Origin of the sequence: Solihabitans fulvus, from assembly GCF_008386585.1 — a bacterium.
In the GTDB taxonomy this organism is placed as follows: Bacteria; Actinomycetota; Actinomycetes; order Mycobacteriales; family Pseudonocardiaceae; genus Solihabitans; species Solihabitans fulvus.
Genome location: NZ_VUOB01000052.1, coordinates 53,213 through 72,045, shown reverse-complemented (window position 1 = coordinate 72,045; position 18,833 = coordinate 53,213). Strand labels below are relative to the sequence as shown.

Sequence of the window (18,833 nt, the reverse complement as noted above, 5' to 3'; positions counted from 1 at the left end):
TGTCGATCTCGTGGGGCAAGTGGATCGCCCCTGTGTTCAAGGGATTACGGGGTCGGCAGCCGGCTAGGCGGCGCCTGCGCCGGACTAGAGGCCGAGCAGCTTCTTCATCCGCGGCACGTCGCTCTTGGCGACATCGGTGGTGCCGGCGAGACGACGGGTGAGCGTGCTGGGCTTCACCTCAAGGCGGTGGCGCATGCCGGTCTTCTGACGGACCAGCTTGCCGCTTCCAGTCACCTTGATGCGCTTGGAAGTCCCCTTGTGGGTCTTGTTCTTCGGCATTTCCATCCTCGTCTCGTGCGGCCGCCGGGTGAAGGCGGCGGTGCGTCCTCGGTGCCGGATTCTTAGCCCCGGCCGGGGATCACTCCCCGATCGACTCGTCCGTGCCGGAATCGAGGTCCGAGTCCGACGCGGTCTTCTGCGGACGCGTCTTCGTTGTCTTGTGCGGCGCCAACACCATGATCATGTTGCGGCCGTCCTGCTTCGGGTTGGACTCGACGAAGCCCAGCTCGGCGACGTCTTCGGCCAGTCGCTGCAACAACCGGTACCCCAGCTCGGGACGCGACTGCTCACGACCACGGAACATGATGGTCACCTTGACCTTGTTCCCGTGCGAGAGGAATCGGGCCACGTGGCCCTTCTTCGTCTCGTAGTCGTGCGGGTCGATCTTCGGCCGGAGCTTCTGCTCCTTGATGACCGTGAGCTGCTGGTTGCGGCGTGACTCGCGGGCCTTCTGCGCGCTCTCGTACTTGAACTTGCCGTAGTCCATGAGCTTGCACACCGGCGGACGCGCCTGTGGAGCCACCTCAACGAGGTCCAGATCCGCTTCCTGCGCGAGTCGGAGCGCGTCCTCGATGCGGACGATGCCGACCTGTTCGCCGTTCGGCCCGACCAGGCGGACCTCCGGCACGCGGATGCGGTCGTTGATGCGCGGCTCGGAGCTGACCGGAGCTCCTCGGTTCGAGGGACTTGTCATTCACGTCCTTTGTGGCTCGGTTGCGCCCCAGAAACAGCAAGAGCCCCGGCGTCGTGATGACGCGGGGCCCGCCTCCAACCGATCACCCGACGTGTTGACGTCGAGAACTCCAGAGCATCAGCGAGCTGATCCCTGGGACCGGACCCGGCTACCTTGACGGTGGCTCGGGTGGGAGCGGGGCTCCACTTGCCGCCCCCGCACTCACGGGGGCTGGTCGCGCCATACATCGTAGCAGACCGTTACCGGTGCCCCGCGCAGGACGAGGATCACGCCCCGGCTGGCGGATTGCCCCGGAGGCTCCCGCGATAATGACACCGTGAACGACCCCCAGGTAGCCGAGACCGACGACAGCGTCCGCGAGCTCGGCGAGGTGCCCAGCGTCGAGGTCATCAGCAGGGCCGCGGTGATGCTGATGTCCTCGGCGGCCGAGCGGCTCGGGCTGGCCGACCCCGACCCCGACAGCAGCCCGCTGCGCGACCTGGACGAGGCCCGCCGCCTGATCACCGCGCTCGCCGGCCTGATCACCGCGTCGGTGGAGTACCTCGGCCCGCACGCCGGTCCGCTGCGCGAGGGCCTCCAGGCGCTGCAACGCGCGTTCCGCGAGGCCTCGGCCGTGCCGGACGAGCCCGGTGCCGGACCGGGCGAGAAGTACACCGGCCCCGTCTACTGACGGCTCGCCCGGCGCCAGACACGCGACGGCCGCGTCCCGGGTGCGCACCCGGGGCGCGGCCGTCGGCCGTCGACGCGGTCAGCAGTACAGGTTGCCGCCCGGCGTCGTGCCGAGGATCTGGGTGAACCGCTGGTAGGCGTCGACCCGGCTCTGCACCTGTGCGGGGTTGCCGCCGTTGCACTCCAGGCTGCCGTTGATGCTGCGGATCGTCTCGCCGAACCCGGCGCCGTTGACCATCGCGTTGTGCGGGGTCATCGTGCCGGGGCCGTTCTGCGTGTTCCAGTACCAGAGGCCGGTCTTCCAGGCCACCGCCGGGTCCTGCTCCACCAGGTACGGATTGTCGAGCAGGTCGATGCCGAGCGAGTCGCCCGCGGCCTTGTAGTTGAAGTTCCAGCTCAGCTGGATCGGCCCCCGGCCGTAGTAGGCGGCCGTGCCGGCTGGGCAGCCGTAGGGCTGGCTGGTGTCGCAGTAGTGCGGGTAGTTCGACGTGTTCTGCTCCACCACGTACACCAGCCCGCCGGTCTCGTGGCTGACGTTGGCCAGGAACGCGGCCGCCTCCTGCTTCTGCACCGTGTCGCTGCCGGTGGTGGCGAAACCGGGGTACGCACTGAGCGCCGCGGTCAGGCCGCTGTAGGTGTAGAAGGAACTGCGGCTGGGGAACATCTGGTCGAACTGGGCCTCGCTGACGACGAAGCCCGATCCGCCTCCCGGCGGCGTCGATCCGCAGGTGTACGGGTCCCAGTACCAGGTGCTGATGGTCGGGTCGTAGCCGGGATTGTCGTGCGACGCCTTGTAGTACCCGCCGTTGCTGTACCGGACGATGTCGCCCGCGACGTAGGACCTGCCGGCGACCCAGTCCGGGTAGCTACAGCTCCCGCCTCCGCCGCCACCGCCGGAACCGCAGGCGCCCGCGTCGCCCCACACGCTCGCGACACCGGGGGTTTCGTTCTGGGTCCACCATTTCGCGGACCAGTTGTGACCGTTGTAGGACGCGGACATTCCGCCGGTGTAGACCGCCGACGCGGTCCAGGCGCTCGCGCAGGTGTCCGCCGTGGACACTCCGCCGGACCACGGCGCGAAGATCGCCATCGTGCCGGCGATCGCCGCCGCGGCGACGAGGGCCAGGACTCTCCTCAGGGGACTACGACTCGGGGACCTTCGACTCAGGGACTTTGGACTCAGGGGCATGCGACTGGTGGACATGCGGCAACTCCTTTGGGCAGCAACGAATGCAGGGGCTGTCCCGTTCGCCACGGCCCACCGGGGGCCGGTGACCCTCACCACTCAATCTGATTGGTCTAGTCCAGTCAAGAGGTCACTGCGTTCCGGTGAACGCCTACGCCGGAACGGTCTACCGACGGTTCGCTCGCCGTCGGACGGCCGGATAGGACAGCGCGACCAGCAGCAGGAACGGCACCCCGGCGGCGAGCGCCGGCGCGAACTGCCTGGTGAAGCCCAGGGTCACCAGCACGGCCAGCACGAACGCCATCGCCAGCACCGTCGTCGACGGCGCGCCGGGCAGCCGGATCGGCGACGGCGACAGGCCCTCGGCGGCGCGACTGCGGCGGAACGCGAGCTGCGAGGCGAAGATGAGCAGCCAGGTGACCAGCGCGCCGAACAGCGCGATCCCCACCAGCAGCGCGAAGGCACCGTCCGGGGCGGCCACGGCGAGCACGGCGGCCAGCGTCAGGCCGAGCGCCGAGAGCAGCAGGGCGTTGCGGGGCGTGCCGCGCGCGTCGACCCTGGCCAGGGCCTTCGGCGCGTAGCCGTCCCTGGCCAGCGAGTACGCCATGCGCGCGCTCACGTACAGGTTGGTGCTCATCGCGGACAGCGCGGCGGTGAGCACCACGAAGTTCATGATCCCCGCCGCGGCCGGGACGCCGGCCGCCGTGAACAGCCGCACGAACGGGCTCTGCGCGACGCCGTCCGCCACCGCGGCCTCCGGCCACGGCACGATCGCCACCACCACGGAGATGCCGAGCAGGTAGAACAGCCCGAGCCGGAACACCATCCGGCGGGCGGCCCTCGGCACGTCGCGGGCGGGGTCGCGGGACTCGGCGGCGGTCAGCGCCACCGCCTCGGTGCCGAGGTAGCTGAAGGTGACCACCGTCATCGCCAGCCACAGGCCGGCCACCCCGCCCGGCGCGAAGCCGCCGTGCTCGGTCAGCGCGCCGAGACCGGTCGCCGGGCGGCCGGGCAGGCCGACGGTGACGTAGACGAGGCCGAGCGCGACGAACACCACGATCGTGACGACCTTGATCATCGCGAACCAGTACTCGAACTCGCCGAAGAACCGGACCGACGCCGCGTTCACCAGCAGCATCACCACAGAGAACGCGGTGACCGGCACCCACAGCGGCAGCTGCGACCACCAGAACCGCACGTACAGGCCGGCTGCGGTGACCTCGCTGCCGATGTTCACCACCTGCGCGACCCAGTAAGTCCAGCGCTGTACGAAGCCGGCCAACGGGCCGAGGTAGCGGTGCGCGATGGCCCCGAACCCGCCGGCCTCCGGGTGCACGACCGTCATCTCGGCCAGCGCGTAGGCCAGCGCGAGGGCGAGCACGCCGCCGACCGCGTAGGCGATGATCACCGATGGCCCGGCCAGCGAGATCGCCAGCCCGGAGCCGAGGAACAGGCCGGTGCCGATCGCGCCGCCGATCGCGATCATGCCGATCTGCCGGCCGCTGAGTTCTCGGCGCAGGCCGGGTTCGTCCACTGTGCTCTGTCCTCTTGACACACGAAGGGGGCTTTCGGAGTACCAAGAGATACCCGAAAGCCCCCTTCCCGGCGAAATCAGTCGCCGAGGACGGCCAGCGCGTCGATCTCCACCAGCAGGTCGCCGGGCAGGCCGACGTACACGGTGGTGCGGCCGGGGAACGGCGCGGCGACGAACTCGCTGTAGGCCTCGTTCATCGCGTCGAAGTGCGCCTTGTCGGTGAGGTAGACGCGCATCATCACCACGTCGTCGAAGGTCGCGCCCGCCTCCTTGAGCACGGTCTCGATGTTGCGCATGGTCTGGCGGGTCTGCTCGCCGACACCGCCGGCGACGGTCTCGTCGGTCGCCGCGTCGATGCCGACCTGACCGGCCAGTTGCAGGATGTTGCCCTTGCGGACGGCCTGCGAGTAGGCGGCGACGGGGGCGGGCGCCTTGTCGGTGCTGATGGCGATCTTGGGCATGCTGCCTGTCCTCCAGTGGTGGTTGAGTGTGGTGCGGTCAGGGACGTTCGGTTGGCGGCGACCAGCCGCACTCGACGGACGCGGCGGCCGCGGTGCGCTGGAGATCAGGCACCAGGGCCATCAGGCCGTCGAAGTCGAGCAGCACCTTGGGCACCGACAGCGAGACGGCGGCCAGCGTCTCGCCGCGCGCGCCCCGGATCGGCGCGGCGATGCAGTGGATGAAGTCCTCGTGCTCGGCGTTGTCCATGGCGAACCCGCGCGCCCGCACGCGGTCCAGCTCGGCGAGGTAGTCGGTCGGGTTGGTGATGGTGTTCGCCGTGAGCCTCGGATACTCCATCGACTCGACGATCTGCCGGCACGCGGCCGCCGGCATCGCGGACAGCAGCACCTTGGCGACGGCCGTGCAGTGCAGCGGGGCCCGCCTGCCGATGCGCGAGTACATCCGCATCGGGTGCGTGCTGTCGTACTTGTCGATGTAGATGACCTCGCCGCCCTCGTAGCTGGCGAGGTGCACGGTGTAACCGGTGCGGCCGTTGAGGTCGCGCAGCGCGGCCTCGGCGCTGCGCCGCACGTCGCGGTCCTCCAGCGCCCGGTTGGCCAAGTCGAACAGGGCGGTGCCGAGGCGGTAGTAGCGGACGCCGTCGCGCTGCACGAACCGGTGCGACTCCAGGGTGCGCAGCAGGCGGAGGGCGGTCGACTTGTGCACGTCGACCGTGCCGGCGAGCTGGTCGAGCGTTTTGGGGCCCTCGGAGAGGCCGGCCAACATCGTCAGCGCGCGGTCCAGACTCTGGCTCATGCCGTCTCCTCGCTGACGCTCATCGAGGGCATGAGCCGGCGGTGCGGCGCTGTGTCGAATGATTCGCTCGCACGCTCGCTCACACCGTCTCTCCTTCCGCTAGGGACACAATGATTCCTGACGTGGAAAGGTGCGCCGTCGACCAGGTCAGTTGATCGGCGTCGATCAACGCGGCGGTCACCTCGGCCGGCAGGGGCGTGCCGACGTCCTCGCTGGTGAGCAGGGTGGCGGCGGCCTGGAGGTGTCCGGCGCGCAGTCGTTGCCGCGCCGACGCGCCGGCCAGGGTTGCGGCGAGGAAGCCGGCCGCGAACGCGTCGCCCGCGCCGACGGGCTCCACCACGTCGACGCGCAGCGCCGGCTCGAACACGCGGGTGCCGGCCTCGTCCAGGGTCGCGCCGCGCTCGCCCTGCTTGACCACGATGGTGGCCGGGTTGGGCAGCAGCTCGCGCAGGGCGTCGGGCTCGCCGGTGCCCCAGACGGCCTCGGCCTCGTCGGAGCCGACCAGCACGAGGTCCGCGCTGTCGGCCAGGTCGCGCAGCACGCCGGAGTCCCTGTCGCGCCACAGGGTCGGCCGCCAGTTGAGGTCGAAGGAGACCAGGCGGCCCCGCCTCGGGGCGGCGAGCAGGGCGCGGAGCAGGGCAAGGCAGTTGTCCGATAGGGCGGCGGTGATGCCGCTCAGGTGCACCAGCCGGATGCCGGTGAGGTCGAGGTCGGCGAGCAGCTCGGGCCCCATGGCCGAGGCCGCCGAGCCCTCCCGGTAGTAGCGGGCCGGGCTGCCGGCCGCGTTGGCCTCCTTGACGTAGAGGCCGGTCGGCCGGGCCGGGTCGAACCGCACGGCCGAGACGTCCACCCCGGCGGCGCGGATGTCGGCGAGCACCGCGCGGCCGAAGGCGTCCCGGCCGAGCGCGCTCACCCACCTGCTCGGCACGCCGAGGCGGGCGAGGTGGCAGGCCACGTTGGACTCGGCGCCGCCGACGGTCCTGGTCCACGTGCGGACCTCGTGCACCGGGCCGGGCTCCGCCGGCACGAGCACCGCCATCGACTCGCCGAGGCATAACACCTCGGCGGCGAGCGGTGTCCCGACGTCAATCTGGTCGAACCGCATGCATTCCTCCGACAGTCCTTCCGTTGACGGCGGGCGACCGGAATGCTACACACCTCCGCATCACATCGTGCAACCATCGTTGCAGGTGACGCAACCGGAAGGGGATCGACGTGCAGCCCAGCAGCATCGACCGGGACGCGGTCGCCGGGATCCGGACCGAGCGGATCGACTGGCGGTTCAAGGGCCTGCCCGCGACGACCTTCGGCGCCACCCTCGGCGAGGTCGCCGAGCGCGGGCTGGACCTGTTCGCCGACGGCTTCGTCGGCCCGCTGGTGGTGCTCGACTCGGCGGCGCTGGAGCACAACCTCGCCACCATGGCGCGCTGGTGCGCGCAGCGGGGCGTCCGGCTCGCGCCGCACGGCAAGACCACGATGGCACCGCAGCTGTTCCAGCGGCAGCTCGACCTCGGCGCGTGGGGCATGACGGCGGCCAACGCGAGTCAGCTGCGCGTGTACCGGGCGTTCGGTGTCGCGCGGGTGCTGCTGGCCAACCAGCTGCTCGACCCCGCGGCGCTGCGCTGGCTGGCCGCCGAACTCGACGCGGACCCGGGGTTCGCGTTCTCCAGCTGGGTCGACTCCGTGCGCGGGGTCGAGCTGATGACCGAGGCGCTGCGCGCGGCCGCGCCGAGCCGGCCGGTGGACGTGCTGGTGGAACTGGGCGCGCCCGGCGGCAGGACCGGCGCGCGCGACCGGGCCACGGCGGTGGCGGTCGCCGAGGCCGTCGCCGCAAGCCCGGTGCTGCGACTGGCCGGCGTCGCCGGCTACGAGGGCGCGCTGGCGCACGACGCCTCCACAGGCGCACTGTCCACAGTGGACTTGTATGTGAGCGACCTGCGGGCGCTGACCCTGACGCTGGCCGACTCCGGGCACTTCGACGGGCTGACCGAGGTGATCGTCACCGCGGGCGGCAGCGCCTACTTCGACCAGGTGGCGGCGGCCATCGCCGGGCCGTGGCCCGAGTCGCTGCCCGTGGTCCCGGTGCTGCGCAGCGGCGCGTACGTGACCCACGACGACGGTTTCTACCGGGGCATCTCGCCGTTCGGCCGGGGCGCGGGCGACGCGCCGTTCCGCCCGGCGCTGCGGGCGTGGGCGCAGGTCACCTCGCGGCCGCAGCCGGACCTGGCCCTGCTGACGATCGGCAAGCGGGACGCGTCCTTCGACGAGGGCCTGCCCGAGCCGCAGTTGTTGCGCGGCAAGGACGGCACGGTGTCGCCGCTGACCGACTGCCGCGTCACCGCGCTCAACGACCAGCACGCGTTCCTCGCGCTGGACAGGGCGAACGCGGTCGAGGTCGGCGACTGGATCGGGCTCGGCCTTTCGCACCCCTGCACGGTGTTCGACAAGTGGCAGCTCCTGCCGGTGGTCGACGGCACCGTCGTCGTCGACCTCGTCCGCACCTACTTCTGACCTCCCGTTCCCAGCCAAGAAGGGCGGTCCACCACGTGGACATCGTGTTCGCGGGCGCGCTGGTCGTCGACGGCACCGGCGCGCCCGCCTACCGGGCCGACGTCGGTGTGCGGCACGGCCGGATCGCCGCGATCGACCGGGACCGGCGGCTCGGCGGCGCGCGCGTCGTCGACGCGGCCGGGCTCGCGCTCGCGCCGGGGTTCATCGACATGCACTCGCACTCCGACCTCCAGATCCTCGCGCGTCCCGACCACCTCGCCAAGGTGTCCCAGGGCGTGACGTGCGAGGTGCTCGGCCAGGACGGCCTGTCCTACGCGCCGGTCGACGACGCCGTGCTGGCCGCGCTGCGCGGCCAGCTCGCCGGCTGGAACGACGATCCGGCCGGCTTCGACTGGGACTGGCGTTCGGTCGGCGAGTACCTGGACCGGCTGGACCGGGGCGTCGCCGTGAACGCCGCCTACCTGGTGCCGCAGGGCACGCTGCGGATGCTCTGCCTCGGTTGGGAGGCAAGGAAAGCCACTCCGGCCGAGCTGGACGCCATGCGCGCCGTGCTGGCGGACTCCCTCGCGCAGGGCGCGCTCGGGCTGTCCTCTGGCCTGACCTACACGCCGGGCATGTACGCCGACACCGACGAACTGGTGGCGCTGTGCGAGGTCGTCGCCGCGCGCGGCGGCTACTACAGCCCGCACCACCGCAGCTACGGCGCTGGCGCGGTGGCGGCGTACGCGGAGATGGTCGAGGTGTCCCGGCGCTCTGGCTGCCCGCTGCACCTCGCGCACGCCACCATGAACTTCCCCGTGAACGCCGGTCGAGCCGGGGAGATGTTGGCGCTGCTGGACGACGCGCTCGCGGACGGCTGCGACATCACGCTGGACAGCTACCCGTACCTGCCCGGCGCGACCTACCTGTCCGCGCTGCTGCCGAGCTGGGCCACCGAGGGTGGTCAGGACGCGACCGTCGCTCGACTGTCCGATGTGGACGTTCGCGAACGGATCCGCGGCGAGATTGAGGAGACCGGCTCCGACGGCTGCCACGGTGTGCCGGTCGACTGGGACAGCATCGAGATCAACGGCGTTCGGCTGGCGGACAACACGCACCTGGTCGGCCACAGCGTCGCCGAGTCGGCACGGCGCACCGGTAGCACCCCGGCCGAGCTGTACTTCTCCGTGCTGGTCTCGGAACGGCTCGGCACGTCCTGCCTGATGCACGTCGGCCACGAGGACAACGTGCGGGCGATCATGCGACACCCCGCGCACACCGGCGGCAGCGACGGGCTGTTGGTCGGCGACCGCCCGCATCCGCGCGCGTGGGGCACGTTCCCCCGCTACCTCGGGCACTACGTGCGCGAACTCGGCGTGCTCGGGCTGGAGGAGTGCGTCGCGCACCTCACCGGGCGGGCCGCGCGGCGGCTCCGGCTGACCGACCGGGGCCTGGTCCGCGAGGGCTACGCGGCCGACCTGGTCCTGTTCGATCCCGAGACGGTCGCGGACACCGCCACCTTCGACGAGCCGAGGCAGCAGGCCGTCGGCATCCCCCACGTGCTGGTCAACGGAGTGCCGGTGATCGACGACGGAGCGCACACCGGCGCGCTGCCAGGCCGGTCGGTGCGCAACACCCTCGCGAGTGGACAGCGGCTCTCCTAGCCTCACTGTTCCACCCGCAAGGTCCTCCTCCCCCTGGACCCAGGAGCCGCTCGTGCCCGGATTCACGCACTGGTTACAACACGACACCGCCGGACTGCTGACGTTGTCGGCGGTCGGCATCGCCCTGCTACTCCTGCTCATCATCAAGTACAAGGTCGAGCCGTTCATCTCGCTGCTCATCGTCGGCCTGCTCGTCGCGCTGGCCGCCGGCCTGCCGGTGGAGAAGATCGTCGGCTCGGCGCAGAAGAGCTCCTCGTCGCTGCTGGAGGGCGGCTTCGGCGGCATCCTCGGGCACATCGCCGCGATCATCGGGCTCGGCACGCTGCTCGGCGCGATCCTGGAGGCGTCCGGCGGGGCGCAGGTGCTGACCAGGTCGCTGCTGCGGGCGTTCGGCGAACGGCGCGCGCCGCTCGCGATGGGCCTGTCCGGGTTGATCTTCGGCATCCCGGTGTTCTTCGACATCGGCATCTTCGTGCTGGCGCCGCTGGTCTACGTCGCCGCGAAGCAGGGCGGCAGGTCGATCGTGCTGTACAGCATGCCGTTGCTGGCGGGCCTCTCGGTGATGCACGCGTTCATGCCGCCGCACCCCGGTCCGGTCGCGGTGGCCGGGCTGCTCGGCGTGAGCCTCGGCTGGATCATCATCATGGGCCTGGCGTGCGCGCTGCCGGCGTGGTTCGTCGGCGGTGTCCTGTTCTCGTCGTGGATCGGCAAGCGGATCGACCTGCCGGTGCCGGCGGAGATGCTGGCCGCGGCGGAGAAGGCCAAGGAGCAGGGCGAGGACCGACCCGAGCCGTCGCTCGGCCTGGTGTCGACGATCATCGGGATCCCGCTGGTGCTGATCCTGCTCGGCACCTTCGGCAGCATCGCGCTGCCCAAGGGTTCGGCGGTGGTCGGCGTGACGACGTTCCTCGGCACGCCGGCGGTCGCGCTGACAATCGCGGTGCTGTTGGCGTTCTGGCTGCTTGGCTTCCGGCGGGGGCTGAGCCGCAAGGACATCGCCGAGCTGTCGGCGGCTTCGCTGCGCCCGGTCGCGATGATCCTGTTGGTGGTCGGCGCTGGCGGCTTCTTCGGCGCGGTGCTCTCGGCGACCGGCGTTGGCAAGGCGTTGGCGGACACGCTGTCCTCGGCAGGGCTCCCGGTGATCGCGTTGGCGTACGTGATCAGCTGTGGGCTGCGGATCGCGCAGGGCTCGGCGACGGTCGCGATCGTCACCACGGGCGGGATCGTCGCGCCGCTGGTGGTGGACCACGGCTACTCGCAGCCGCAGCTGGCGCTGATCGCGGTGTCCATCGCGGCGGGGTCGATCATCGCCTCGCACGTCAACGACGGCGGGTTCTGGATCGTGTCGCGGTACTTCGGCATTCCGGTGAAGGAGACGCTGAAGAGCTGGACCGCGCTGGAGACCATCCTGTCGCTGGTCGGCTTCGGGATGGCGGCGCTGTTGAGCGTGGTGGTCTAGGTGTAGCGACCTGGGACGCAACCCGTGGGTCGGAGTGCCGGCATGGACCCGTGCTGGCACTCCGACGGGCGGATACAGTGGCGCGGTCGGTCGAGGGTTCGGGACGCGGCATGCCGAGGCGACCGGTCGGGCGCACCGGAGGGCGGCCATGGAGTTTCGGATCCTGGGTTCGGTCGAGGTGTCCGGAACGGCCGGCACCGCCCGCCTGGCCGGATCGAGGCAGCTCACGCTGTTGTCGACGCTCCTGTTGCACGCCAATCATGTGGTGCCGGTCGACCAGCTCACCGACGCCCTCTGGCACGACGCCCCGCCCGCCAACGCCGCCGCCGCGCTGCGGACCTACGTCTTCCGGCTGCGACGCGTCCTCGCGGCCACGGAACCGGGCGCCGATCGGCGCATCACCTTCACCGCAGGCTACCGACTACGCACCGAGGCCGGTGAGCTTGACCTCGAGGTGTTCCGTGACCACGTCCGGCGTGCCCGTGCCGCGGACCGACCATCCGACGCCGCCGAGGAGTTCCGGTCGGCGTTGGCCCTGTGGCGGGGACCGGCGTGCGGAGGAGTGGCGAGCCGACAGGTCCGAACGCGGGCCGCCCGGCTCGAGGAGGAACGACTCACCGCGCTCGAAGCACGTATCGACACAGACCTCGCGCTCGGTCGGCACGCCGAACTCGTGCCCGAGCTGCGCGACCTGGTCGCCGCGCACCGATTTCGGGAACGACTGCACGGCGACCTGATACTGGCCCTGCACGGTTCGGGCCGGCGCGCCGAGGCGCTGCACGCCTTTCGGACCGTCCAGCAGACACTGGTGGAGGAACTGGGCGTCGACCCGGGGACGCAGCTACGGGAACTCCACCAACGGATCCTGCGACGCGACCCGGAGCTGACGGCATCGCCGTCCGCCGATCCGCCGTTGCGCCGCAACGACCTACCCCACGACATCATCGACTTCACCGGCCGCGACACGGACCTGGCGGGTCTGCTCGCCGTGCTGCCCGAGGACGACGCCTCCGGAGCGGCCGTCGTCATCCAGGCCATCGACGGCATGGCGGGGATCGGCAAGACCGCGCTGGCCATCCACGCCGCGCACCACCTCGCCGGCCGCTACCCCGACGCCCAGTTGTTCATCGACCTGCACGGCCACACGCCGGACCACCGCGCGACCGAACCGGTGACCGCTCTGGACGCCCTGCTCCGGGCCGTCGGCGTGCCGGGCAGCAGGATCCCGCAGGACCTCGACGAGCGGTCGGCCCTGTGGCGATCCGAGCTGGCCGAGCGGAAAGCGTTGGTAGTGCTGGACAATGCCGCCACGGCGGCCCAGGTCCGGCCCCTCCTCCTCGGCGCCTCGGGATGCCTGGTCCTGGTGACCAGCCGACGCCGGCTCTCCGACCTCGACGCCGCGAGCGTCGTCTCTTTGGACGTGCTCCCGGTGGACGACGCGACGGACCTGTTCGCTCGCGTGGTCGGACACGATCGGGCCGCGGCCGAGCCAGAGCAGGTCCGCGCGGTCGTGGCGCTGTGCGGCCAGCTGCCGCTGGCGATCCGCATCGCCGCCGCCCGCCTCCGCAATCGCCCTGCCTGGACGGTCGCGCACCTTGCTCACCGGTTGTCTGAACGACGGCAGCGACTGACTGAGCTGACGATCGAGGACAGTGGCGTGACCACGGCGTTCGAGCTGTCCTACCACCAGCTCACCGCCGAGCAGCGGCGGCTGTTCCGGCTGCTCGGCCTCGTCCCTGGCGCGGATTTCGACGCCTGCGTCGCCGCCGCCCTCACCGGCACTGGCCAGGAGGACGCCGAACGGCTGCTGGAGGAGTTGGTCGACATGCACCTGCTCCAGCAGGACATCCCCGGCCGGTACCGGTTCCATGACCTGCTCCGCCAGCACGCCGCCGACTGCGCCGACCGTGACGAGCCCGAGCAGGGCCGAACGGATGCGCTGCGACTCGCGTTCGAGTGGTGTCTCCATTCGGCGAGTGCCGCCGACCGGGCTCTCACCATGCGACCCCGGCGCCGTTTCGTCCAACTCGCCCCGCCGCGCGGAGCCTGCCCGCCGATGGCCTTCGCGTCCCGGGACCGGGCGCTGGACTGGTGCGAGGTCGAGCGCGCCAACCTCGTCGCCGCGATCGGCCGCGCCGCCGAACTCGACGAGCACGAGACCGTGGGGAAACTCGCGCTGCTGCTGTCGGGATTCTTCAACCTGCGCAAGCACTGGGACGACTGGATCAGCACGCACGGCCTCGCGCTGACCGCGTTCCGGCGGCTGGGCGACCGCGAGCGCGAGGCCCTTGTCCTTGGCAAGCTCGGGATCGCCTACGAGGACCTGAGACAGTTCGACAGGGCGCTGGACTGCCTAGGACAGGCCAAGGACATCGCTCGCGCGACGGGCGATCGCTGGACCGAGGGCGCCACACTGGTCAATCTCGGCCGCCTCTATCACGGCCTCGGGCAGGTCGACCAGGCCCTCGATCACCACAGGCTGGCGCTGGTCGCCTGCCGCGAGACCAACGACGTGCATGGCGAGGCCGCGACGTTGAACAACATCGGTGACTGCCTGCGAGAACTGCGAAGGTATCCGGAAGCGGTCGACTATCTGCACCAGGCGCTGACTTTGGCGCGCGACACCGACAACCGCTACATCGAGGGCTTCGCGCTGCACAACCTCGGCGAGGCACACCACCATCTGCGCCGGTTCCCCGAGGCGGTCGGCTATCTGCGACGGGCGTTGGACGTCTTCCGCCAGAGCGACAACCGCTACCTGGAAGCCTTCTCGCTGCACATCCTTGGCGCGGTCCTGCGCGCGACCGGACGGCAGGACTCCGCCAGGGAGGCATGGCTCAAGGCGGTCACCATCTTCGAGGACCTCGGCGCGCCGGAGACCGAAGACGTGCGAGCCAGTCTCGCCGGCCTCGACAGCCCCGAGTAGCCGAGCGCCCTTGGTCTAGTGCGGTGTCCAGAAACGCTCGCCAGGTCCTTCCGACAACATTCCAGGACACCGCTCTAGCCAGCTCCACCACACAGGGCGGTCTTCTTCGTGATCAAGGCGACTCGCCGCTGACACCGTCAACAACGTCGCAGGTCACTACAGCCAGCGGGGCAGGTCGAACTCGCAGGACTTCGCCCCGGCCAGGAACGCGTTCCACCGGGCCGGGGCGAAGGTCATCGCCGGGCCGGCGTGGTTCTTGGAGTCCCGAACGCCGACGGCGGTCGCGGACAACCGCACCTCGACGCAGTTGTCGCTGCCGGCCGAGCTGTGGCTGCTCTTGAACCACACCGCGACACGGTTGTCGCCGCCGCCCGAACCGCGGCTGCTCTTGAACCACCCGGCGTCCGACATCAGATCTCCCTGAGGATCGTCTCGGTCAGCGTTCGCGACTGCTCAGGTGCCAATGCGCGTTGGCTCGCCGCAGCGAACAGCCGCGTCAGAACTGTGGTGTCAGGTTCCTCGTCGAAGTATAGGGACGGACCGTAGATCACCGAGGAGTAACCGATCGGGTCCGCCCTGTCACCGAAGTCGAAAAGCGTCAAACCGCCACCGCGGGCAGGGTTGACGGTCGCCGTGCGCGGCAACACCTGCACGACCAGGCCGGGACGCTCCTGCACCAACCGGAGAATGTGCAGCAGCTGCTCCCGCATGACATCGGGCGATCCGACAACGGCGCGTAGCGCGTCTTCCGCCACCACAATGTGCAGGCCCTTCGGCCCTTCGACACCCAGGGTCCTGGCCTGCCGCGCGAGCCGGAACGACATTCGCTCCTCCGACTCGGCCGCCGAGGACGCCGGCCAGACGTCGTCCCATTCGCCGAGCGCGGCGCGAACATAGTCAGGCGACTGAAGCACACCGGGGACGATGCTCTGTTCGAAACTGCTGACGGTGCACGCATTCGCCTCGAGGTCGGCGAACCGCTGGAACGAACCGGGCAGCAGGTCGGTGTGAATGCGTTTTCGCTGCCGCGTCCGCGCCTGCGCGCCGAGCGCGAAGACCGTTTCCCGCTCGTCTCCGGTCACCCCGTAGCAGTCCAGTAACCTGGTCAGATCCTCCTGCGTCGCGGTCGCCGTGCCGTCCTCAAGGGCCACGACCCTGGAGCGCACCTTGCCGATCGCGTCGGCGGCGACCTGTTGGGGCAGGGCCGCCTTGACCCGCAACCGACGCAGCGTCAGCCCGAGCTGTCTGCGCTCCAGAGTCTGGCGAGCCTGTCCCATGCGTTGTCCTCCAACGATTCTCATCTTGCCGGGATTATTGTTCGCGCCCGACTGCCCGGTGAATCAGATTAGGCCGACAGTCAGACTCAAAGACATGCCAAGTCGGTTCAACACCTTAACCAACAACACCGACAGAGTCCGGGGAATGGCATTTGCCGCAGTTCCCCGGTGTCCGTGGTGTCGTGGGTGAAATAGCACCGAATGTCACCATGCGGCACGAGGCCGACTGCCCGACCGGCCGGTCCTCGATGTCGGCAGCGTTGTTCGCGCGCGGTGATCGGCCGGCGACCTCGCGTCGTCGCATGCGCCGCGCGCATCGCTACAGTGGTCCGGTAGTCCTGTCGTCCGGGGGGCGCAGCCCCGCCGGGTCACGCACACCGGGGGCGGCGATGCAGTTTCGGGTCCTTGGTCCGGTCGAGGTGTCGGGGGTCAACGGGCCGGCGCACCTGGCCGGATCGCGGCAACTCGCGTTGCTGTCGACCCTGCTGCTGCACGCGAACCGCGTGGTGTCGGTCGACCAGCTCACCGACGCCGTCTGGGCGGACGCCCCGCCTGCGCACGCCTCCGCCGCGCTCCAGACCTACGTCTTCCGGCTCAGGCGGACCCTGTCGGCCGCGGAGCCCGGCGCCGATCAGCGCATCGCCTTCACCTCCGGCTATCGGCTGCGCGTCGAGCCGGGCGAGCTGGACCTCCAGGAGTTCCGCGACCACGTGCAGCGCGCCCGCGCCGCCGGCGACCCCGCCATCGCCGGCGAGGAGCTCCGGTCCGCGCTCAAGCTGTGGCGGGGGCCCGCCTACACGGGCGTCGCGAGCCGACCGGTCAGGACGCAGGCCGCCCGTCTCGACGAGGAACGCCTTGCCGCGCTTGAGGAGCGCATCGACGCGGACCTGACGCTCGGCCGGCACGCCGAACTCGTCGCCGAGCTGCACGACCTCGCCGCCGAGCACCCGTTGCGGGAACGCCTGCGCGGCAACCTGATGCTGGCCCTGCACCGCTCGGGGCGGCACGCCGAGGCGCTCCAGGCGTTCCAGGACATCCGGACGGCCCTGGTCGAGGAACTCGGTGTCGACCCCGGCGCCGAACTGACGGAGCTGCACAGGAAGATCCTGGCCCGCGACCCCGAGCTGACCAACCCGCGGCCTGCCGCGACCGCGGTGCGGCGCAACGACCTTCCCCGCGACATCATCGACTTCACCGGCCGGGAACGGGAGATGGCGCGCCTGCTCGCCGCGCTCCCCACCGACACCACGGCGGGCGCCGCCGTGGTGATCGAGGCCATCGACGGGATGGCCGGGGTCGGCAAGACCACGTTGGCCGTGCACGCGGCACACCAGCTCGCCGACCGCTATCCCGACGCCCAGCTGTTCATCGACCTGCACGGCCACACCCCCGACCACCAGGCCACCGAGCCGATCACCGCGCTTGACGCGCTGCTGCGTGCCGTCGGCGTGCCCGGCGAGAAGATCCCGCAGGACCTGGACGCCAGATCGGCGCTGTGGCGGGCCGAACTCGCCGAGCGGCGCGCCCTGGTGGTGTTGGACAACGCGGCCAACGCGGCCCAGATCCAGCCGCTGCTGCCCGGCGCGTCCGGCTGCCTCGCGCTGATCACCAGCCGGCGGCGGCTGGCCGACCTCGACACCACCAGGACCCTGTCCCTGGACGTGCTGCCGTCGGCCGACGCGCTCGCGCTGTTCGCGCGGATCGCCGGGGAGCGCAGGCTCGCGGACGAGCCAGCCGCGGCCGCCGAACTCGTTGCGCTGTGCGGATATCTGCCGTTGGCGATCCGGATCGCCGCCGCGCGGCTGCGCACCCGCGCGTCCTGGACCGCGGCCCACCTGGTGCAGCGGCTGCGCGAGGGACAGCGGCGGCTCACTGAGCTGACCACCGGGGACCGCAGCGTCGCCTCGGCGTTCACGCTGTCCTACGAACACCTCACCGCCGCGCAGCAGCGGCTGTTCCGGCTGCTCGGGCTGGTGCCCGGCCCCGACTTCGACGCCTACGCCGCCGCCGCGCTGACCGGCGCCGGCCTGGCCGAGACGGACCAGCTGTTGGAAGACCTCGTGGACATGCACCTGCTGGAACAGCACGCCCCCGGCCGGTACCGGTTCCACGACCTGCTCCGCCAGCACGCCAACAGCACCGCCGTCGCCACCGACGCGGAGACCGACCGGCGCGAGGCCGTCACCGGCCTGTTGGACTACTACCTCTACACCACAAGGCTCGCCACCGGACGGTTCAACCCCGGTGCCGCGGTGATCGCGATCAACCTCGCGCACCCGCCGAAGCACGTTCCCGACCTGCCCGACTTCGACCGGGCGAACTCCTGGATGGAGGCCGAGCACGCCGGCCTGCTCGCCGCCGTCCCCTACGCCGCCGACAACGGCTGGCTCACGCACACCTGGCAGCTCACCAAGGTCCTCGGGCACTACGCCCAACGGCGCGGCGACCTTCGGCCGTGGATCGACAACTGCACGCGCGGCCTCGCAGCCGCACGGCAGCTCGGCGACCTGACCGGGCAGGGCGAGATGCACAGGCAGCTCGGCGTGGCCTACCGCCAGTCCGGCCAGTACGCCGAGGCGATCGACCACAGCACCCAGAGCCTCGGCTACTTCCGCAAGTTGGGCGACCGACTCAGCGAGGGCAACCTGCTCAACAACATCGCGCTGCTGCACCGGGTGCTCGGGCGGTACACCGAGGCGCTGGAATACTTCCAGCTCGCGATCGCGGTGGCCGAGGACATCGACGACCCGCTGCTGCTCGGTTTCACGCTGGCCAACCTGGGGACCGCCTACTTCCGGCTGGGGCGGCACGACGAGGCGTTGGACTGCCAGCTGCGCGCGCTCGCGGCACTGCGGCAGGTCGGCCACCGGCAGGGCGAGGGACACGTGCTCAACGATCTCGGCCACATCTATCGGGCGCTCGGCGACCAGGTCAGGGCGCTCGACCACGTCCAACGCGCCCTCGCGCTGCGCCACGAGTTCGGGGATCGGTGGGGCGTGGCAACGACACTGACCAATCTCGGCAACGTCGAACGCGAGTCGGGACAGTACGAGCTGGCCGTCCAGCACCACGAGCAGGCCCTCGCCGGCATCCGCGAACTGGTCGACCCAGGGGCCGAGTGCGAGATGCTCAACGATCTCGCCGAGACGCACGGCGCGGCGGGCGACACCGAGCGGTCCCGGCTCGCCTTCGAGGGCGCGCTCCGGCTGGCGCAGCAGGTGCACGACCGCTACCAGGAGGCCCGCGCACACAACGGCATCGCGGGTGTTCTGCGACTCACCGACCCGGTCGGCGCTAGCGAGCACTGGCGAAAATCCTTGATCATCTACACGGAACTCGGTGTGCCCCAGGCGGACGAGGTCCGGGCGCACCTCGAAACGCAGCAGCCGTGAGGAGAA

At 70.7% G+C, this 18,833-nt stretch carries 15 protein-coding genes; 6 read left to right on the top strand and 9 right to left on the bottom strand.

The genetic code is table 11. The features are described 5' to 3' along the window. Window positions 1-84: 84 nt before the first annotated feature. On the bottom strand, window positions 85-279 hold the full coding sequence (rpmI, locus tag F0L68_RS26650) for a 50S ribosomal protein L35 (protein WP_149852552.1): 195 nt from the start codon (window positions 277-279) through the stop codon (window positions 85-87). A gap of 79 nt (window positions 280-358) precedes the next feature. Beyond that, window positions 359-973, bottom strand: coding sequence for a translation initiation factor IF-3 (gene infC / locus F0L68_RS26645; protein ID WP_149852551.1), 615 nt, complete (start codon window positions 971-973; stop codon window positions 359-361). Window positions 974-1,289: 316 nt separating this feature from the next. Between infC and F0L68_RS26640 the strand changes: the two genes are divergently transcribed. Beyond that, window positions 1,290-1,643 carry a DUF1844 domain-containing protein gene (locus F0L68_RS26640; RefSeq protein WP_149852550.1) on the top strand — a complete coding sequence of 118 codons (354 nt, stop codon included), beginning with the start codon at window positions 1,290-1,292 and terminating at the stop codon, window positions 1,641-1,643. 78 nt (window positions 1,644-1,721) lie between these two features. Here the strand turns inward: F0L68_RS26640 and F0L68_RS26635 are convergent, their stop codons facing one another. The 5 genes from F0L68_RS26635 to F0L68_RS26615 all read right to left on the bottom strand — a co-directional run bounded on the left by F0L68_RS26635 (window position 1,722) and on the right by F0L68_RS26615 (window position 6,724). Continuing rightward, window positions 1,722-2,732, bottom strand: coding sequence for a glycoside hydrolase family 19 protein (locus F0L68_RS26635; RefSeq protein WP_223199156.1), 1,011 nt, complete (start codon window positions 2,730-2,732; stop codon window positions 1,722-1,724). Window positions 2,733-2,994: 262 nt separating this feature from the next. Continuing rightward, window positions 2,995-4,383 (bottom strand): amino acid permease, encoded by a 1,389-nt coding sequence (locus F0L68_RS26630; protein ID WP_149852549.1) that lies wholly within the window; start codon window positions 4,381-4,383, stop codon window positions 2,995-2,997. A 56-nt stretch (window positions 4,384-4,439) separates the two neighbouring features. Beyond that, a complete protein-coding gene (locus F0L68_RS26625) occupies window positions 4,440-4,823 on the bottom strand; it encodes a RidA family protein (RefSeq protein ID WP_149852548.1) in 384 nt (127 codons plus the stop codon). Between the two features lie 37 nt (window positions 4,824-4,860). Continuing rightward, window positions 4,861-5,619 carry an IclR family transcriptional regulator gene (locus F0L68_RS26620; RefSeq protein WP_149852547.1) on the bottom strand — a complete coding sequence of 253 codons (759 nt, stop codon included), beginning with the start codon at window positions 5,617-5,619 and terminating at the stop codon, window positions 4,861-4,863. A gap of 79 nt (window positions 5,620-5,698) precedes the next feature. After that, window positions 5,699-6,724 (bottom strand): sugar kinase, encoded by a 1,026-nt coding sequence (locus F0L68_RS26615; protein ID WP_149852546.1) that lies wholly within the window; start codon window positions 6,722-6,724, stop codon window positions 5,699-5,701. 110 nt (window positions 6,725-6,834) lie between these two features. On the opposite strand from F0L68_RS26615, the gene F0L68_RS26610 reads away from it, so the two are divergent. The 4 genes from F0L68_RS26610 (at window position 6,835) to F0L68_RS26595 (ending at window position 14,158) form a co-directional block, all read left to right on the top strand. After that, window positions 6,835-8,130 (top strand): amino acid deaminase, encoded by a 1,296-nt coding sequence (locus F0L68_RS26610; protein WP_149852545.1) that lies wholly within the window; start codon window positions 6,835-6,837, stop codon window positions 8,128-8,130. Between the two features lie 35 nt (window positions 8,131-8,165). Next, window positions 8,166-9,773 (top strand): N-acyl-D-amino-acid deacylase family protein, encoded by a 1,608-nt coding sequence (locus tag F0L68_RS26605; RefSeq protein ID WP_149852544.1) that lies wholly within the window; start codon window positions 8,166-8,168, stop codon window positions 9,771-9,773. A gap of 52 nt (window positions 9,774-9,825) precedes the next feature. After that, window positions 9,826-11,232, top strand: coding sequence for a GntP family permease (locus F0L68_RS26600; protein ID WP_149852543.1), 1,407 nt, complete (start codon window positions 9,826-9,828; stop codon window positions 11,230-11,232). A gap of 148 nt (window positions 11,233-11,380) precedes the next feature. Next, a complete protein-coding gene (locus F0L68_RS26595; protein ID WP_149852542.1) occupies window positions 11,381-14,158 on the top strand; it encodes an AfsR/SARP family transcriptional regulator in 2,778 nt (925 codons plus the stop codon). Window positions 14,159-14,314: 156 nt separating this feature from the next. On the opposite strand, the gene F0L68_RS26590 is transcribed toward F0L68_RS26595, so the two are convergent. Next, window positions 14,315-14,569 (bottom strand): DUF397 domain-containing protein, encoded by a 255-nt coding sequence (locus F0L68_RS26590; RefSeq protein ID WP_149852541.1) that lies wholly within the window; start codon window positions 14,567-14,569, stop codon window positions 14,315-14,317. After that, window positions 14,569-15,435, bottom strand: a complete 867-nt coding sequence (locus F0L68_RS26585) for a helix-turn-helix domain-containing protein (RefSeq protein WP_188316846.1) — start codon at window positions 15,433-15,435, stop codon at window positions 14,569-14,571. The genes F0L68_RS26590 and F0L68_RS26585 overlap by 1 nt, the downstream gene beginning before the upstream one ends. A 389-nt stretch (window positions 15,436-15,824) precedes the next feature. Between F0L68_RS26585 and F0L68_RS26580 the strand changes: the two genes are divergently transcribed. Next, window positions 15,825-18,827, top strand: a complete 3,003-nt coding sequence (locus F0L68_RS26580) for an AfsR/SARP family transcriptional regulator (protein ID WP_188316845.1) — start codon at window positions 15,825-15,827, stop codon at window positions 18,825-18,827. The last annotated feature ends 6 nt before the right edge of the window (window positions 18,828-18,833 follow it).

What these genes read in the sequence shown, in the direction of transcription:
- rpmI (WP_149852552.1), bottom strand. Translation starts at nt 279, where the DNA reads ATGCCGAAGAACAAGACCCACAAGGGGACTTCCAAGCGCATCAAGGTG.
- infC (WP_149852551.1), bottom strand. Translation starts at nt 973, where the DNA reads ATGACAAGTCCCTCGAACCGAGGAGCTCCGGTCAGCTCCGAGCCGCGC.
- F0L68_RS26635 (WP_223199156.1), bottom strand. Translation starts at nt 2,732, where the DNA reads ATGGCGATCTTCGCGCCGTGGTCCGGCGGAGTGTCCACGGCGGACACC.
- F0L68_RS26625 (WP_149852548.1), bottom strand. Translation starts at nt 4,823, where the DNA reads ATGCCCAAGATCGCCATCAGCACCGACAAGGCGCCCGCCCCCGTCGCC.
- F0L68_RS26620 (WP_149852547.1), bottom strand. Translation starts at nt 5,619, where the DNA reads ATGAGCCAGAGTCTGGACCGCGCGCTGACGATGTTGGCCGGCCTCTCC.
- F0L68_RS26615 (WP_149852546.1), bottom strand. Translation starts at nt 6,724, where the DNA reads ATGCGGTTCGACCAGATTGACGTCGGGACACCGCTCGCCGCCGAGGTG.
- F0L68_RS26595 (WP_149852542.1), top strand. Translation starts at nt 11,381, where the DNA reads ATGGAGTTTCGGATCCTGGGTTCGGTCGAGGTGTCCGGAACGGCCGGC.
- F0L68_RS26590 (WP_149852541.1), bottom strand. Translation starts at nt 14,569, where the DNA reads ATGTCGGACGCCGGGTGGTTCAAGAGCAGCCGCGGTTCGGGCGGCGGC.
- F0L68_RS26585 (WP_188316846.1), bottom strand. Translation starts at nt 15,435, where the DNA reads ATGGGACAGGCTCGCCAGACTCTGGAGCGCAGACAGCTCGGGCTGACG.
- F0L68_RS26580 (WP_188316845.1), top strand. Translation starts at nt 15,825, where the DNA reads ATGCAGTTTCGGGTCCTTGGTCCGGTCGAGGTGTCGGGGGTCAACGGG.